Origin of the sequence: Cohnella herbarum (assembly GCF_012849095.1) — a bacterium.
In the GTDB taxonomy this organism is placed as follows: domain Bacteria; phylum Bacillota; class Bacilli; order Paenibacillales; family Paenibacillaceae; genus Cohnella; species Cohnella herbarum.
Genome location: NZ_CP051680.1, coordinates 5,916,962 through 5,933,181 on the forward strand (window position 1 = coordinate 5,916,962; position 16,220 = coordinate 5,933,181).

Annotated in this window: 12 protein-coding genes and 1 pseudogene; 9 read left to right on the plus strand and 4 right to left on the minus strand. The window is 51.5% G+C overall.

Features of this window, described 5'->3' with window-relative positions; translation table 11 throughout:
- Nucleotides 1-3: 3 nt before the first annotated feature.
- From HH215_RS25245 to HH215_RS25255, 3 genes are all read right to left on the minus strand, one after another.
- Nucleotides 4-831 carry a carbohydrate ABC transporter permease gene (locus HH215_RS25245; RefSeq protein ID WP_169282409.1) on the minus strand — a complete coding sequence of 276 codons (828 nt, stop codon included), beginning with the start codon at nucleotides 829-831 and terminating at the stop codon, nucleotides 4-6.
- Between the two features lie 23 nt (nucleotides 832-854).
- Complete coding sequence (locus HH215_RS25250) at nucleotides 855-1,745, minus strand: carbohydrate ABC transporter permease (RefSeq protein WP_169282410.1); 891 nt, start codon at nucleotides 1,743-1,745, stop codon at nucleotides 855-857.
- Nucleotides 1,746-1,969: 224 nt separating this feature from the next.
- On the minus strand, nucleotides 1,970-2,557 hold the full coding sequence (locus HH215_RS25255) for a glycerol-3-phosphate responsive antiterminator (protein WP_169282411.1): 588 nt from the start codon (nucleotides 2,555-2,557) through the stop codon (nucleotides 1,970-1,972).
- Between the two features lie 199 nt (nucleotides 2,558-2,756).
- On the opposite strand from HH215_RS25255, the gene HH215_RS25260 reads away from it, so the two are divergent.
- The 4 genes and pseudogenes from HH215_RS25260 (at nucleotide 2,757) to HH215_RS25275 (ending at nucleotide 7,127) form a co-directional block, all read left to right on the plus strand.
- Nucleotides 2,757-3,629: an ABC transporter ATP-binding protein gene (locus HH215_RS25260; RefSeq protein WP_169282412.1), complete on the plus strand. Its 873-nt coding sequence runs from the start codon at nucleotides 2,757-2,759 to the stop codon at nucleotides 3,627-3,629.
- Nucleotides 3,630-3,758: 129 nt separating this feature from the next.
- Nucleotides 3,759-4,720: pseudogene (locus tag HH215_RS25265) on the plus strand (AAA family ATPase).
- 2 nt (nucleotides 4,721-4,722) lie between these two features.
- Nucleotides 4,723-5,820 (plus strand): DUF58 domain-containing protein, encoded by a 1,098-nt coding sequence (locus HH215_RS25270; RefSeq protein WP_169282413.1) that lies wholly within the window; start codon nucleotides 4,723-4,725, stop codon nucleotides 5,818-5,820.
- Nucleotides 5,820-7,127, plus strand: coding sequence for a hypothetical protein (locus tag HH215_RS25275; RefSeq protein WP_169282414.1), 1,308 nt, complete (start codon nucleotides 5,820-5,822; stop codon nucleotides 7,125-7,127). The genes HH215_RS25270 and HH215_RS25275 overlap by 1 nt, the downstream gene beginning before the upstream one ends.
- Nucleotides 7,128-7,208: 81 nt before the next feature.
- Here HH215_RS25275 and HH215_RS25280 read toward each other — a convergent pair whose 3' ends face one another.
- The gene (locus tag HH215_RS25280; RefSeq protein WP_169282415.1) at nucleotides 7,209-8,072 is read right to left on the minus strand and encodes an AraC family transcriptional regulator; all 864 of its coding nucleotides are present in this window, start codon (nucleotides 8,070-8,072) and stop codon (nucleotides 7,209-7,211) included.
- 234 nt (nucleotides 8,073-8,306) lie between these two features.
- Here HH215_RS25280 and HH215_RS25285 point away from each other — a divergent pair, with 234 nt between their 5' ends.
- The 5 genes from HH215_RS25285 (at nucleotide 8,307) to HH215_RS25305 (ending at nucleotide 16,209) form a co-directional block, all read left to right on the plus strand.
- Nucleotides 8,307-9,761 (plus strand): family 8 glycosyl hydrolase, encoded by a 1,455-nt coding sequence (locus HH215_RS25285; RefSeq protein WP_169282416.1) that lies wholly within the window; start codon nucleotides 8,307-8,309, stop codon nucleotides 9,759-9,761.
- Nucleotides 9,762-10,009: 248 nt separating this feature from the next.
- Nucleotides 10,010-11,776, plus strand: coding sequence for a sensor histidine kinase (locus HH215_RS25290; RefSeq protein ID WP_169282417.1), 1,767 nt, complete (start codon nucleotides 10,010-10,012; stop codon nucleotides 11,774-11,776).
- Nucleotides 11,754-13,415, plus strand: a complete 1,662-nt coding sequence (locus HH215_RS25295) for a response regulator transcription factor (RefSeq protein ID WP_169282418.1) — start codon at nucleotides 11,754-11,756, stop codon at nucleotides 13,413-13,415. The genes HH215_RS25290 and HH215_RS25295 overlap by 23 nt, the downstream gene beginning before the upstream one ends.
- A gap of 94 nt (nucleotides 13,416-13,509) precedes the next feature.
- The gene (locus HH215_RS25300) at nucleotides 13,510-15,216 is read left to right on the plus strand and encodes an extracellular solute-binding protein (protein ID WP_169282419.1); all 1,707 of its coding nucleotides are present in this window, start codon (nucleotides 13,510-13,512) and stop codon (nucleotides 15,214-15,216) included.
- 87 nt (nucleotides 15,217-15,303) lie between these two features.
- Entirely contained in the window at nucleotides 15,304-16,209 is a 906-nt protein-coding gene (locus HH215_RS25305; RefSeq protein WP_254450221.1) for an ABC transporter permease, read from the plus strand.
- Nucleotides 16,210-16,220 lie beyond the last annotated feature (11 nt).

Sequence of the window (16,220 nt, forward strand, 5' to 3'; positions counted from 1 at the left end):
TAGCTAACCTTTAACGCCGCTTTGAGCGAATCCGTCAACAATGTAACGCTGGGCGATCAGGTAGAGGATCAGCACCGGGATCATAGATAAGGTAGCGAGCGCCATGGTGGCCCCCCATTCCATCTGGGTTTCGCTTCGGAAATATTGAAAGGCGAGCGGCAAAGGCATTTTCTCCGAGTCCGTCAGAACGAGCAGAGGCCAGTTGAATTCGTTGAAGTTGCTTAAGAACGAAAGAACTCCCAAAGTCCACAGAATCGTTCCGGACAGCCTAACATACACGTTCCACATGACCCGAAGGGGGCCGCATCCATCTATCGTAGCCGCTTCCGCCAACTCCTTCGGCAGGGTCAGGAACGATTGACGAAGCAGGAAGATCACGAAACCGCTAGCCAGATGCGGCACGATGACTCCGGAAAAAGTATTCAGCGCGTTCATCTGGTTCACGATGAGATAAGTCGGGACTAGCGTGACTTGCATCGGGATCATCATCGTCATGAGCACGAACAGGAACAGAATGTCGCGCCCCGGAAAACGGTAATAGGCGAAAGCGAATGCGGCGCACGCCCCGATAAATAATTGTCCAAGCGTCTGCAATACGCCGATTCTCAAGCTGTTCGCCAGCCAATCGAAGAACGGGATGTCCCATAGCGCCTTTTTGTACCCATCCCAATGGATCGGGCCCGTCCAGAGCAAGTGACCAGAGAAGACGTATTCCTCCGAACGCAAGGAGATCGAGATCATCCAGAAGATCGGAAGCAGAACCAAGCCTACCAGGCCGAGAAGCAGCAGTTGCTTAACCGTTTCCTCGGTCAGTTTGCGGTATCGAATCATAGCGCGAGCCTCCTTGCGTCGAATTAATAATGTACGAGTTTACGGGAAATTTTTAGCTGTACGACGGTTATGGCCAATACGATCAAGAACAGTAGAATGGAAATAGCGGCAGCCTTGCCTATACTGAAAAATTGAAAGGCTTCCTGGTATAGTTGATAGACCAGTACGTTCGACGAGTTGTTGGGACCGCCGCCCGTCATGATCTTGATCAGCGCGAAGTTCTGAAACGAAGAAATCATACCCATGATGACGATGAACAAGGTGATAGGAGACAAGAGAGGCAGAGTGAGATGGACAAGTTTCCGTAACCGCCCCGCTCCGTCGATGGAAGCCGCTTCGTATAGCCCTTTGTCAATCGCCTTCAAACCTGAAATATACAGGAGCATCTCGTAACCGAAGCTTTTCCATATTCCGACGATTGCGACCGCCCACAAGGAGGTCGAACTTTGGGACAACCAATTAGGGCCTTCGATACCGAACACGCTTAGCAGTTCATTAACGATGCCGTGCTGCTGGTCGTACATCATGCTCCATAGAATAGAGATAACGACAATCGACGAAACAACGGGAAGGTAGAACACGAATCGATAGAAAGCTCGTCCCCGCATCAAGCTTTCCAGAATCAATGCCAGCAGGAAGCCTATTATCAACGATAAAGGCATAGTCATGAACATGTAGAGGAACGTATTCTTAAGCGACTTCCAGAACACTTCGTCCCGATTCAGCGATACGTAATTGTCCCAGCCGACGAACGGCTTATCCGGACCGATCATGTCCCAATGTTGGAAGCTTAAGATAAAGGTGAACGCAAACGGGTAAATGAAGAAAATCGCGTAAAGCGCGAGCGCGGGGGCAAGGAAGACGAAAGGCAAACCAATAGCCTTCCAGCGCGATCCTGTAAATAACTTAATCATTGAAGTTTCCTCCTCGGATATGATAAAAAGCTCCGAACAACAATACATACAGACACTGCGCCCGTATGATTGTCGTTCAGAGCTTTCTCTTGGTCGTCACTCTAAACAAAAATCGTTATGATATGAAGTTAGTGGAATGCTGCGGACGATTGTCCGACTACATTTCTTATGTTATCTCGTGTTTGTTATCTTCGTGTTAAAAGAATCGTCGCTTTATATCAAATCTAATCCGGGATTTGATCGAAGCTCAAATGCCATAGCGTCTGATCGCTGACGGATAAGGAAGTTGCGCCTGCGGATAAAGCGGCGGCGACCTCGTCGGGCGTTTGAATCAACCCGCTGGCCACGATCGGCGTGTTCTCCAGCTCATGAGCAAACCCGCGGATGACCTTGTCGATGACTCCGGGCATGAGTTCGACGCCATCGGGCTCGATTTGCTTGCAGAGCTTTAATCCGTTCTCGTAAGCGCCGGAATCAATCGCGAACAAGTGCAATATTCCGAATAAGCCGAGTCGTTTCGCTTCTTTGATTAGGTGTCCCTTAGGAGTAACGATTCCATCCGCCCCCGCGTATTCGGCAACCCACTCCACGCTTTCCCGATCGGTGCTCGATAACCCGCGGATGAGATCAATATGAATAAATGCTCCCTTGCCTGCATCCCGAGCGAGTTTGACGCTTCTTTCGATTTCCTTTAACGTGCCGCCCATGAAGAATAGGTTCGTAACGGGGCTGTTCAAGGCAGTCGTTAAATCCTCAGTTTTCCGAACGGCCGCTATGATGGGATTTCCTCCGATCTTATGAAGCAACTGCATTCGCCTTCCGCCACCTTTTACTTCGAATGTCTTTATTATTAAAGGGAAGTGTTATTGGAGAGTCGGTTTTTTATTAGGGAAATATTAACGTTACACGTAAAGCTCGAAGATTTATCATTGACAATGATAATGAGAACCATTATCATTCAAAGCGAGGAAGTATATCGAGATCGGTTCATAACGGAGGATGATTGCAACGATGTCACGGTTAAATACAAATCAGTTATCCCTTTCATACGGCAGTCGGCAAATCGTGCAAGAATTGAATTTAAGCGTGCCGGACGGCCGGATTACGGCGCTGGTGGGAGCGAACGGATCGGGCAAATCGACGATTCTGAAGTCCATGGCCCGCATACTTACCCCCGTGCAGGGCGGCGTATATTTGGACGGCAAGCTCATTCACCGTCAACCGACGAAGGAAGTAGCCAAGAACCTGGCTATTTTGCCGCAGAATCCGTCTTCTCCGGAGGGCTTGACCGTGCGGGAACTCGTTTCATTCGGGCGTTACCCGCATCAGAAGGGATTCGGAAATCTGTCCGCGGAAGACAACCGCATGATCGATTGGGCATTGCATGCAACGGGAATGACGACGTTCAGCGGCAGACCCGTAGACCACTTGTCCGGCGGTCAACGTCAACGCGCGTGGATCGCCATGGCTTTGGCGCAAGGAACGGAAGTGTTGCTGCTCGACGAGCCGACGACGTTCCTGGATATGGCTCACCAGATGGAAGTCATGACTTTGCTGGAGAAGCTTAACAAGGAACAGAAACGTACGATTATCATGGTCGTGCATGACCTGAACCATGCCGCGAGATACGCCCAGCATCTCGTCGCGTTGAAGGACGGAACGGTATTATACGAAGGACATCCGGAAGTGGTCATGACTTCGCAGATGCTGCGCGAGGTGTTCAATATCGATGCCGATATTATTCCGGATCCGCGTACGGGGGCTCCGCTTTGTTTGCCTTACGGATTGGCGGAGGAGCCTTCGGAAGAAACCCCCGTTCTCTCGCCGACAAGCGGCGCCCGATCCGTCGAGCCGCAGGAGCAAAGAGTTCAAGCCTTGGCGTGACCGGTAGCTCGACATAAACGCTTTCAACGAATATAAGGGATCTGCCCCTATCGAATAAGTAATTCTCGCCATTCACACCCCCCTCCGTTATTGTTAAAATGTAGGAAACGGAGGAGGGTGTTTTTTGTCGTGGATAAACAGATCCTGCAGCAGAAGCTTTCGGCTGTTGCCAGCAACGTAGGTTCCGTCGTAATCGGGAAAGACCAAGTGCTAGAGCAACTGCTAATCGGACTATTATCTTCAGGACATTTGATTTTGCAAGACGTTCCGGGAACGGGGAAGACGCTCCTCGCGAAAACCCTGGCCAGATCATTGGCCTGCGAGATGCGCCGTATCCAATTTACGGCGGATCTGCTTCCGTCGGATGTAACGGGCATTAATTTCTATAACCAACAAGCCGGTCGCTTCGAACTGCGTCAAGGTCCCGTATTTACGAACTTGTTGTTAGCGGACGAATTGAACCGCGCAACGCCGCGCACGCAATCCAGCTTGCTGGAGTGCATGGAGGAGAGGCAGGTTACGATCGACGGAGTGACGTACCCGTTGGAAACTCCCTTTATGGTTATCGCAACTCAGAACCCAATCGATAATCACGGTACGTTTCCTCTTCCCGAAGCGCAATTGGATCGATTCATGATGTGCGTCTCCATGGGTTACCCCACGGCGGATGAGGAATTGGCGATCTTGCGGAGGTTTACGGGTCGCAATCCGTTAGATACGTTGGAACCAGCCATAAGCCAACAAGAAATTATGGAGTTGCAGAGCCTCGTGCCTACGGTATATATAAGCGATGAGGTTTACGGTTACATCATCGCGATCGTGACGGCTACGCGCAATCATCCGGATATTTCGTTCGGGTAAGCCCGAGAGGAAGCTTGCAGCTCGTAAAAGCAACCCAAGCGCGCGCTTTGCTTCGAGGGAGAGACTATGTGCTTCCCGACGACGTGAAGGCGTTAATTAAGCCGGTTCTCGCTCACCGGATCATTCTTAAAGACACCTTCCGCGGAGAAACGAATCTTGCCGACCGGTTGCTGGACGCCGTGGTTGCGGGAATCCCCGTTCCGACCGAAGCGGTATTGGAGTCGAGGTAGAGATGGCGGTCATCGTCTGGGTCGTGATCATAATGACTTTGCTTTATTTGATCCAACGGTTCGTTTATTCTATGTTCGGGCTTAAAGCCGTCACCTATGACCGAACGTTCAGCTCGTCGCGAATCTATGCGGGTCAAACGGTCGTGATGCAAGAGACGATTGCGAATCGCAAGCGTCTCCCGCTCCCATGGCTGCGGGTAGAGTCTTTGCTTCCCGCGCAGCTTGTATTCAAGAACCGGGAAGCGCATATGGCGATCAATCGCGGGGATCAACTGCAGAACCATGCGAGCGTATTCAGCATTCCCTCTTATACGGAAATCGTAAGGAAACACGAGATCGTATGTCCGCAGCGCGGACGGTATCGCATCGCAAGCTTCACGTTGGCCCTAGGAGACGTCGTAGGGGTGTCGGGTAAATCGGTTACGCAGGCGGCGGACTGCGAGATTGTCGTGTATCCTAGATTAAAAGAGTTAAGCGATTTTCCCTTGGATGCCAGGAAGTTTTTGCAGAGCGTGAGAAGCATGATCAGTCCGATCATGGAGGATCACTATTACGTCGCGGGAATCCGTCCGTACAGACAGGGCGATTCTTTCCGCATGGTGAACTGGAACGCGACGGCTAAGTCGGGAGAACTGCTTGTACATAAGCGGGAAAGCATGCAAGACAATGACTTGACGATCATCTTGAACGCGGAACTGCTTGATTCCGCCCATAATGTCCGCATTTCGCGGGATAGCTTCGAGGAAGCGCTTAGTTATGCCGCTTCCGCGGCTCAGTATATGATCAGCGGAGGCGGCAAAGCAGGCCTCATCTACAACGGTATGGTCGAAGGCAACGCCGGAACGGTATTTCGGGCACCGACGAAGTCCGGAGCGGCGCACATGAATACGCTGCTGGAGGCAATGGCTGGCTTCCTGCCGGAAACGACGCTGGGCTTGTCGTATTTGCTGGAACAATTGATCGGCGAGCGGACGCGCGGGATGAATTATATGCTCCTGTCGGCTTTCGTCGATCGGAAGCAGGAACAATTGATTCGTCAATTGCGGGGCCAAGGGAACTCCGTGCAATTGCTGCTTATGGGCAAGGAGGGGGCTGCGTGATGGATCAGCCGCTATTAAGGTCGCCAGGACTTGGGAAGCTAAGCTTGCGCGTTATCGTTGAAGGATTGATCTGGTTACCCCTGTGGCTAGTCTATTCGGTTAATTTAGGAATATCGGGTAAGCTAGCCACTTTCGCCGGTATTCTCGGTTTCTTTATTGTGGGTCTATTTCTTTACCGGTTCCCGCCGTTATGGCGCAGGTTAGCGATGATCGCGATTTTCGTTGTCCTGCTCTCGGTCGGGATCGGACGATATACGAACGACCTTCCGGTCTTCATAGGGATGTGCGTCCTGATCTGGAGAGGGAGATTTCTAACGCTTCGGCATTGGAACTACGGGCTTGCGTTCGGCGTCTGTTGCGTCGCGCACATTCTTACTTCCCGGAACGAAGCTTGGGCGGATGACCGGCTCGTATTTATTGTATTGGCCGTCGGCTGGGTTATCGTATGGTTCTATGCGCTTAACAGGAGCCTGATCAATGAAGCCGGCATTCACGATGGGATCGTGACGAGACCCGTAAGGATGGCTAGCCGCAAATATCTGATGATCTTCCTTGCGGTCGGGCTGGTCGTTATTGCGTTAACCGCGAGTTACGGACAGCAATGGCTCACGCCGAAGCAGGTCATTAATCCGAACAATAGCTGGATCGATCCGGATCGGTTCATTCCTCCGCCGCAGACGATGGAGAATCCGCCGGGAATGGAGGAGCTGACCAAGGAAAAAGGGAAGAAGTCCGTTCTATGGGACATTTTCTTCTGGATCATGACCGCGGTCGCCGCTTTCGGGGCCATTTGGTTTATTCGGTTACTGTGGAAAGACCGGACGTGGACGTTGCAAAAGATTCTCCAATCCATTCGGGAATGGTTGCTGCGGGAGAAGAAAGCCGAGAAGCTTCCGTACGTGGAAGAAAGAAGGAGTATCCGGGAAGGAAAGAAAAAGGGTGCGGGTCTTATCGATTCCTTGTTTCGTCGGCAACGGAAGCAACCGGCTTGGGAGCAGTTAAGCAACCCGGAGAAGGTGCGCCGACTGTACGAGGAAGCGGTCGTAACCGGAATCGGGCAGGGGTATGCTTTTAACGCAAGTCTTACGCCGGCCGAAACGCTGGAGGGCATCGAGAGATGGCAAGCCGACGAGGCAAAGCCGGACAACGATAAGAATGCGTCCTACTGGAAACGGCTATTGAATATACGCGCGCACTTACTTGAATTGTACGAAAAAGCGAAATACAGCCCTCATGAAGTTACCGAGCAAGAAGCCGCGGATTTGAAGGATCGGGTGTCGGGTGGAGGGCATAGACACACCAAGTGATTGCGCTGCTATGCGTACAAAAGGCCGGAACGCTCCGAGAAAGAGCTGTTCCGGCCTCTTGTGCCATGAGCGTTCGTTAACCTATGGGAAAAGACCGTCTTTCAGAAAAAGGCGATTTTTTTGCCGGTATTTCATAGGCGAGAAGCCGGTGATGCTTTTGAATACTCTTCCGAAATGGGTCAAATTCGCATATCCGACGCGATCGGCGATCTCGGAGATGGATAATTCAGAATTAGATAATAAAGAACGCGCCTCCTTAACCCTAATGGTATTTATGTATTCAATAAATGTATAACCTGTAGCCGGTTTGAAGGTCCTGCTCAAGTAAGAAGCGCTTAGAAAAAATTTTTTGGAAACATCGTCTAAAGTAAGCCTTTGGTAAAAGTTTTGATTGATGAAATTTACGGCTTGGGAGATGGCCTTGTGCGCCAGATTGGACTCAATCAGGTCATAGCGCTGGCTGCTGTCGAGTTTGCGTTTGATGAATAGGAGAAGTTCGGCTAGCATGATTTTTCGATAATAATGGCTTCCGGGTAAATTTTTCTGATGCTCGGCTATCATTTTGCGGAAGAGCTCCTCGATAAAATCTTGTTCTCGCCCTCCAAGCTTAATCGCGCTAGAGCCGGAGCGGAAGCATGACAACGGATCGAAATCTTCATTCTCCTGCAGGAGCGACCGGAGAACTTCTTTCTGAAACAGAAGGGTCACCTTCTCGTATTCCGAACCGTTCGCGTTCATCGATCGATGCTTGTCGTTCCGATTAATGAGCAATAGCACTCCGCCGACCGTTTGATAGGTTTTATCTTCAATGGAAGAATAAAGATTGCCGGATACGGTATATTGAATTTCGTAGGCATCGTGTCGATGAAATTCGGATCGTCCGCATTGTGTTGTCTTCTCTCGGCTGATATGAATTGGATTGGACTTGTAGCATAGATGATCCAAATAGAGTCCCCCTCAGCAAGGAATAGGCAGCATTACATCATTCAGATCAAAATACGTAGAAAAGAGCTGCGGATTAAAGAGATTTGTAGAGAACGAACGAGTAGACCGTGATATATTAACATCAATGCATCGTAAAAAAGAAGGAAGGGAGGCAATTTGCTCCGATGAGGGCTTTTCGTCGGTCAAAAGTTAAAGCGCTTTAACTTAAATATAAAAAAAGAGGAGGAAATACATATGAAAGGCTTAATCATGATCCGCAGGACGCTATTACTCTTACTGGCATTTATGCTGATCATTCCGTTGAATCTCGCAAGCCTCGTCTCCGCCAATGAAGATTCCAAATCCGTCGTTAAGGAGAGTATAGCAGAAGACAACTTAAAGACGCAATCGACCGGCGCGGTTAACGGTGCTTTGAAAGCGTTTCCGCAGCATGTCGAATATACCGAAGGGACGATTAAACCGAATCACATTAGCCAAGCTCAAATGGACGCAACGGTAGCGAGATTGTACGACGAATGGAAAGCTAAATACGTCAAGAAGCATCCATACTTGAAGAAAACGGAGCCAGTCCAATATTATGTGTGGTATTCAGACGGGAACTGGTTCGAAAAAGAGCATGACGAGAAGCTGAAGGTCGATTACATGGCGACGACCGTTTCCGAAGCGCATGGCTACGGTATGCTGATTACCGCTCTTATGGCCGGGCACGACCGCGACGCGAAGAAAGTCTTCGACGGCATGTTCCGGTACTTCAAGTCGCATCGCAGCGAAATTAATCCCGATTTAATGGCTTGGAAACAAGGGGATACAGGGAAGGCGATCGTCGACGTAAGCGGAGTGGACTCGGCGACCGACGGAGACCTCGACATCGCATACTCTTTGCTTCTAGCGGATCGTCAGTGGGGTAGCGCGGGAGAGATCAATTATTTAGCCGAAGCCAAGAAAGCGATTGAAGCCGTTATGAAAAGCGACGTTCACCAAACGGACTGGACGTTGAAGCTGGCGGACTGGGCTGATGATAAAGATCCGAAGTACGGCATCGCAACGCGTCCATCCGATTTCATGTTGCAGCATATGAAAGATTTCCGCAACGTAACGGGAGATAAGAATTGGGATCGCGTTATCGATCAGACTTATAAAGTCGTGAATGACATTTACGGCAAGTATAGCCGTAAAACCGGTCTATTGCCCGACTTCGCGATGAAGAAGGGAGATAAATTCGTTCCGGCGGAGCCGAATTTCCTAGAGTCGGAATTCGATGGGGATTACAACTATAACTCCTCCCGCACGCCATGGCGCATCGGCACGGATTATTTGTTGACGGGAGACACTCGCGCTAAGGATCAGTTAAGCACGCTTAATGCTTGGTTTCGGAAAATAACGAAAGAAAATCCAAGCAAAATCAGAGCGGGCTACAAGCTGAACGGCGCGAAAGCATTGGCTACGTACGAGGATATTACGTTCTCCGCTCCGTTAATGGTAAGCGCGATGATCGATTCGTCCAATCAGAAGTGGCTCAACAAATTATGGGACTACAATGCCGCGGTTTCCACGAAGGACGATTTCTACTTCGGTAACAACTTGCGGTTGCTCAGCATGATCGTCGTCTCGGGCAACTGGTGGACGCCGACGGATCATCGCTCGTCATCTGTCGAGCCTGCTGAACCAACTGTCGAAACGGAGAAGTAATTGTATCAATAAGGGCGATCTCGGGTTTTTTTTCTAACCTTCGGAGATCGCTTTTTTTTCGCCGCAGGAACCTTGTCAAAGTCGGCCGAGGCGCCGGGCGGGGGCATGCACCCATCGAGTTACGAAGATTATCCGGTCCAATAGAGCACCAGAAGTCAAGAAAATCATCATTGTTCTAATCCGCTAATGCCGATTACCGATTATAATATGAAGTTATACGAATCGCATCAGGCAGGAGCGACCCCTCGATGAACAAATTTAGAATTCCCTGGAAAAACTCCGTATACATAAGAATGTTGTTGCTATTTATCGTCATTTTATCCCCCGTCTACGTCATTGGACTTCTGATTTACAACTGGGGCATTCAAGCGGTCAAGGAACAGGTGTATCAATCGATGGACTCCCAGACGGCGTATTACTTGAACGATCTGGAAACGAAGGTCGAACAAATGAAAATCTTGATGCTCGACAGCCTTAACGACGACAATCTCAACAATCTGGCGACGATATCCCCGATCATGAAAATTTCCGAGCGCCGCAGCGCCATTACGAGATTGCAGCAGCGTCTGTTTGCGATCAAGAGCAGCAGCGAGCTGATAGAGGACGTCGTGGCTTACATACCAGGAACGGACATGCTTGTCTCGGGGGTTTCCGGTTACGATAACATCGGGACGGAAGACGCGGAGCGTCTCGGACGGACAGGCCAGAGATTTACGGCCGCGCCAGAATTGGACGGACAATATCTCAAGCTTCGCGCGCCCTTTCCGAATTCGAGGAACCGGAAGCCGGTATTTATCGTCGAAGTCACCATATCCGTCGCGCAATTGAACGCTTCGCTCTCCTATCTCGCCCAACCCGGGCTAGGCGAGACTGCGGCCTTGTTCCGACCTGCCGAGGACGGAATCATCGCCGGCGCGAACGTATCGAAGCAGGTACAGACGATGCAAACGGCAGTTCCCCCTTTGCCAACGAACGGAGAGGGCAAGTCCTTTGCGGATGTCGGGGGCCGAAGCGTCTTCGCCGTCTACCACTCTTCTTCGAAGCTTAATATGACATTGATTAAATCCGTAACCGTGGATACCGTGTTCGGACCCGTTCGAAAGTACCAGAAATGGTTCTGGTTTTTCTCGGCGTCCGCATTCCTCATTATCCTGTTCTTTTCCGTTTCTTTTTACCGGTCCGTTCACAAGCCGCTCGTAACCGTTATCCGCGCATTTGGCAAGCTGCAGGAAGGGGACTTGAAGGTTCGCATTCATCGGAGGAACAAGGACGATTTCAATTACCTGTATTCTCACTTTAATAGGACGGTAAAGCACTTGAACGTGTTGATAGATCAGGCGTACCGGCAGAAGATTCTAGCGCAAAGAGCCGAACTGAAGCAGCTTCAAGCCCAGATCAACCCCCATTTTCTGTACAATAGTTTCTTCATGCTTCATCGGATGGTCAAGATGGAAGACAACGCCAGGGCGGTTGTTTTCTCGAAGAAGCTCGGGGAATTCTTTCAATTCGTAACGCGCAACGGAGCCGATGAAGTGCTGCTTGCCAAGGAAACGGATCATGCTCGAATATACGCGGATATCCAAGCTATGCGTTTCGTTAGCCGGCTGAGGATCGACTTCGAACCGCTTCCGCCCTCTATTCAGCATTATTACGTGCCGCGAATGATCTTGCAGCCCTTGATCGAGAACGCGATCGAGCATGGACTGAGGAATAAGGAGAAAGACGGGCAAATCGGCGTGAGTTACAAGGTGTATCCGGAAGTTGTGATCATCGTGGTCGAGGATAACGGGGAGGGATTGGATGAAGCGGGAAGAAGGCGTCTCGCCCACCAATTCGAAGAATCGTCCGAGCAGGATATGGAGATTACGGCGCTGATCAACATTCACCGGCGTCTCCGAATCAAGTTCGGGGCGGATAGCGGCCTTACGCTCTCGACCAGCGAAAGCGGAGGACTTGCGATACAAGTCAAAATAGCCGTTGGAGGTGGAGAACGTGTATCGGATATTGATCGTTGACGACGAGCGGCACGTGCTGGATTGGATATACGAGTTGCTGGCAGATCTGAAGGAGCCGGAGCTCGACGTGTATAAGGCGGGAACCGTTACCGAAGCGCTCGCCTGGTTGGATCGCAGCCGGATGGATATCGTCGTTTCGGATATCTCGATGCCGGGCATGAACGGCATTGAGCTTCACGGGAAGATCAGAGAGAAATGGCCGGAATGCAAAGTGATTTTCCTAACGGGATATACGGATTTCGAATTTGCCTATCAAGCGGTGAAGAACGAGGCGGTCGGCTATATTCTGAAGACGGAGGACGACGACGTCATTGTCGAGACCGTCCTTAAGGCGGTACGCCAGATCGAGGAGAACGCGCGAAGAGAACGGTTGATGCGGCAAGCGGAGGAAAAGATGAACGCCGCGATTCCGCTGCTTCGCAACGAATGTTTGTCTGGGTTGCTTCGCGGGGAGAGAACTCTGCCGACGGTCAGACGGCGTCAATTCCGCGAGCTGGCTATTGACTTAAATCCGGAGGAATCCGTAGGGCTGATCGTTGCGCGCATGGATGAACGGCAACTTCGGGAGCCGGTCAACGCTAGCCCGTTTGCGGGCATTCCCGCACTGCCGGCGGTCGTCGCAAGCGTCACAGAAGCGTTTACGGAACGAAACGCGAGTTGCGTTCACCTTACGATCGACGGTAACTTGTGTTGGCTTGTACAATCCGATTCCGGCTTCGGCGGGGAAGGAGCGGTTCCTTCCGCGTTTCTAATGGAAACTTTGGATCAGGTTCAGGTTTTCTGTCGAGATCATTTAGGCCAATCGCTATCCTCCGTCCTGACGGAGGGGACCGTTTCGTGGGCGGAGTTAGCCGATAAATACGAGCTTCTTCGGCAAGGCCTTGTTCGCCATATGATTTATGGAAGCGGATTCATCCTGTCCGAGAGCGGGATCGCTAGCTTGCGGCAGACGGGTTCGCCTATCGGCGTCCGAATAGATCGAAATAAATGGGAAGCGTTAAGAACCCATTTGGAGAAAGGGCAGCGGGAACGGTTCGAGCAGGGACTGGAGGAAATCGGTCGGATCATTGCCGAACAAGACGGATCTCTGCGCGATAGCAGCGGCATGGAGGCGTTTTACAATCTCTCGCTTCTGCTGCTGTCGGCCAGTAATCGCTGGGAGATGCGGGAGCTCGCTGGCGATCTCGGCTTCATGGAGAAATTGACGAGCCCGGAACGTCATGTTAATTGGCAAGCGGCTATCGGCTTTTTCCGGGAGACGGCGAATGCGATCTTCGATCTGCTGGACAAGAAGCAGGAGAACGGCGAATTCGATGTCATTCAATATGTCCGGGAGTATATGTCGAAACATCTGCATGAGGGCATTTCGTTGGTCGAGTTAGCGGAGGCGGTCTATTTTAATCCCTCTTATCTGTCCCGACTGTTCAAGGAAGTGACGGGTTTAAGCATCACGGCTTATTTGGCGGACCTCAGATTGGAGAGAGCCGTCGCGATGCTGCAAGAAAACCGCAAGATCGGCGATATCGCGGCTGCCGTAGGCATCGAGTCGCCGGCATACTTCTCAAGGTTCTTTAAGAAAATGACCGGGCGAACGCCTCAAGAATACCGGGAAGAGCTCATCATCGGCAACAGGTCATGAAAGGTCAAGAAAGTAAAGAGAGTCCCGTTACGCCGGGTATGGGGTATTCGTTACGATGACATCAGGGCCCATAATACGAACTTGGAGTGAGAACATGAGAAGAGGAACAAGAGCAACATTTATCGCATTCGTATGCGCGGCGACGCTGGCGGTCAGCGCTTGCGGGGGCGGAGAGAACAACGGCAATAACGCGAGCCCGTCGAATACGCCGGCGGCTTCGCAGAGCGAAGGCGCTTCAAGCGCGCAACCGACGGCAAGCGCCGGGGACAGGTACGATCCGCCGATCGAGATTGCTCTCGTCGGCGTAACGGACGATACGCTCGAAGGGGTTCTCGCCAAGCTTCCCGGAGAGACGTTCGAGAACAACCGGTGGTCGAAGCTGTACGAAGATCAGCTGGGCGTTAAATTCAAGTACAATTGGATCGCCAAAGGACCGGATCAATTCGTGCAAAAGATGAACGTGTCGATCGCGTCGGGAGACGTGCCGGAATTCATTCAGGTCGGCGCGAGGGAATTGAAGCAGCTTCAGGAAGCGGACTTGATCATGGATTTGCGGGACGTGTACGAACGGAACGCCGCTCCTTTCACCAAAGAAGTGATGATGCAAGGCGGCAGCGCTTCATTCGACGCGGCGACGATCGACGGCAAGCTAATGGGAATTCCGGATACCCGTTCATCGATCGATATGGCCCAGTTCGTATGGGTAAGAACGGATTGGCTTCAGAAGCTGAAGCTTCCCGAGCCTAAGACGATGCAGGACGTAGTCGCGATTGCCGAGGCGTTCAGCACTCAAGACCCGGACGGCAACGATAAGGCGGATACCGTAGGGCTGCTGCTTCAGAAGGATCTGTTCGGCGGTTTTGCCTCGTTGGAAGGTTTCTTCAATGGTTTCCATGCTTACCCGACCATATGGATAGAGGATGAGTCCGGCAACCTGGTGCACGGAAGCACGCGGCCGGAAACGAAAGCGGCATTGGCGGAGTTGCAATCGATGTTCAAAAAAGGGCTTTTGGACAAAGAGTTCGGAGTCAAGGACTGGGGGAAAGCGGCCGAGACCGCTTCCGCGGGCAAAGTTGGTCTGGCTTACGGCCAGCAGTGGTTGAGCGCATGGCCGTTCCAGTCCAATCACGACAACGATCCGAACGCGGTATGGAAGGGCTACCCGTTGATGTCCATCGACGACAAGCCGGCCAATACGGAAATCAGTCTCGGCACTTACCAGTATTGGGCCGTTCGCAAGGATGCGAAGCATCCGGAAGCGCTGATCAAGATGTTCAACGCGTATATCGAGAAAAACTGGGGCAAGACGGCCGAGTTCGGCAAATATTACTTGCCCGGAGACGCGGAAGGGGCATGGAAGCTCTCCCCGGTCACGCCCGAACCGGCCAATAAGAACTTGGATCAATATTTAGCGATCGTGGATGGAGTTCAGAACAACAAGACTTCCGAGTTGACCGGCGATGCCAAAGTCGTCTACGACAAAATCGCGGCCTATAAGAACGGGGACCAGAAGCAGTGGTCGTGGGCGGCAGGATACGATGTCGACGGCGTGTATAGCGTTATGAAGCAGTACAAGGATACCGACCGGTTCATGATGAACAAGTTCGTCGGAGCGCCGACCGAAACGATGGCGGAGAAGAGCTCGACCTTGGGCAAGCTGACGAACGAGACGTTCACCCGAATCATTCTGGGCGATCTTCCGATCGACGCGTTCGATACGTTCGTTCAGGATTGGAAAAAGCTTGGCGGCGATCAAATCACGACGGAAGTAAACGAGTGGTACAAGGCGAGCAAGCAATAGCGGGCGAAGTCGAACCGACGGGGATGGGAAAGGGGAAAGCCTTGATCCTTCCCCGTTGTTGCGTTTGAAGGAATGGAGGCTTTACGAATGTATAAATCGAGAGCGCGATCGCGCAACATGCCGCTGCATTTGATGATTTTACCCGGATTGCTGCTCGTGCTCGTTTTTTCTTATATTCCGATGGCGGGTACTTACATCGCATTCCAGAAATTTATTCCCGCCAAGGGTTTTTTCGGCGACCAACGGTGGATCGGATGGGACAATTTTCGTTATTTGCTGGAATTGCCCGACATTTATCAGGTATTATGGAACACCGTCTTCATCGCCGTCATGAAAATGGCTGCGGGCATCGTCGTTCCCCTTACGGTCGCTCTGATGTTGAACGAACTTCGGAACCAAGCGATTAAACGGAGCGTGCAGACGCTGATTTATTTGCCTCATTTTTTGTCGTGGATCATTCTGGGGGGCGTCATGATCGATATTTTGTCCCCTTCTTCGGGAATCGTCAATCAAGCGCTGGGCGCGTTCGGGATCAAACCGATCTTTTTTCTGGGCAGCAACGACTGGTTTCCTTATACGATGGTGATCTCGGACGTGTGGAAGGAGTTCGGCTTCGCGACGATCGTGTATTTGGCCGCTTTGACCGGCATAGATCCACAGCAGTACGAAGCGTCGATCATTGACGGGGCTAACCGCTGGAAGCAGACTTGGTACGTCACGTTGCCGGGAATGCGGATGATCATCGTACTTATGGCGGTGCTTAGCCTCGGCAACGTTCTGAACGCGGGCTTCGACCAGATCGTGAACCTGTATAGCGCCCAAGTGTACGCAAGCGGCGACGTTATCGATACTTTGGTTTATCGGTTAGGCTTGCAGCAAGCGCAGTACGGCGTGGCAACGGCCGTCGGATTGTTCAAATCGGTCGTCTCTTTCTTGTTCATCTCGGTCGCGTATTACGCGGCTTACAAATTGGCGGATTACCGCATTTTCTAGGAGGAATCTAT

Bases quoted from the DNA above. Each gene is read 5' to 3' on its own strand.
- HH215_RS25245 (WP_169282409.1), bottom strand. From the start codon at position 831: ATGATTCGATACCGCAAACTGACCGAGGAAACGGTTAAGCAACTGCTG.
- HH215_RS25250 (WP_169282410.1), bottom strand. From the start codon at position 1,745: ATGATTAAGTTATTTACAGGATCGCGCTGGAAGGCTATTGGTTTGCCT.
- HH215_RS25255 (WP_169282411.1), bottom strand. From the start codon at position 2,557: ATGCAGTTGCTTCATAAGATCGGAGGAAATCCCATCATAGCGGCCGTT.
- HH215_RS25260 (WP_169282412.1), top strand. From the start codon at position 2,757: ATGTCACGGTTAAATACAAATCAGTTATCCCTTTCATACGGCAGTCGG.
- HH215_RS25270 (WP_169282413.1), top strand. From the start codon at position 4,723: ATGGCGGTCATCGTCTGGGTCGTGATCATAATGACTTTGCTTTATTTG.
- HH215_RS25275 (WP_169282414.1), top strand. From the start codon at position 5,820: ATGGATCAGCCGCTATTAAGGTCGCCAGGACTTGGGAAGCTAAGCTTG.
- HH215_RS25285 (WP_169282416.1), top strand. From the start codon at position 8,307: ATGAAAGGCTTAATCATGATCCGCAGGACGCTATTACTCTTACTGGCA.
- HH215_RS25290 (WP_169282417.1), top strand. From the start codon at position 10,010: ATGAACAAATTTAGAATTCCCTGGAAAAACTCCGTATACATAAGAATG.
- HH215_RS25300 (WP_169282419.1), top strand. From the start codon at position 13,510: ATGAGAAGAGGAACAAGAGCAACATTTATCGCATTCGTATGCGCGGCG.
- HH215_RS25305 (WP_254450221.1), top strand. From the start codon at position 15,304: ATGTATAAATCGAGAGCGCGATCGCGCAACATGCCGCTGCATTTGATG.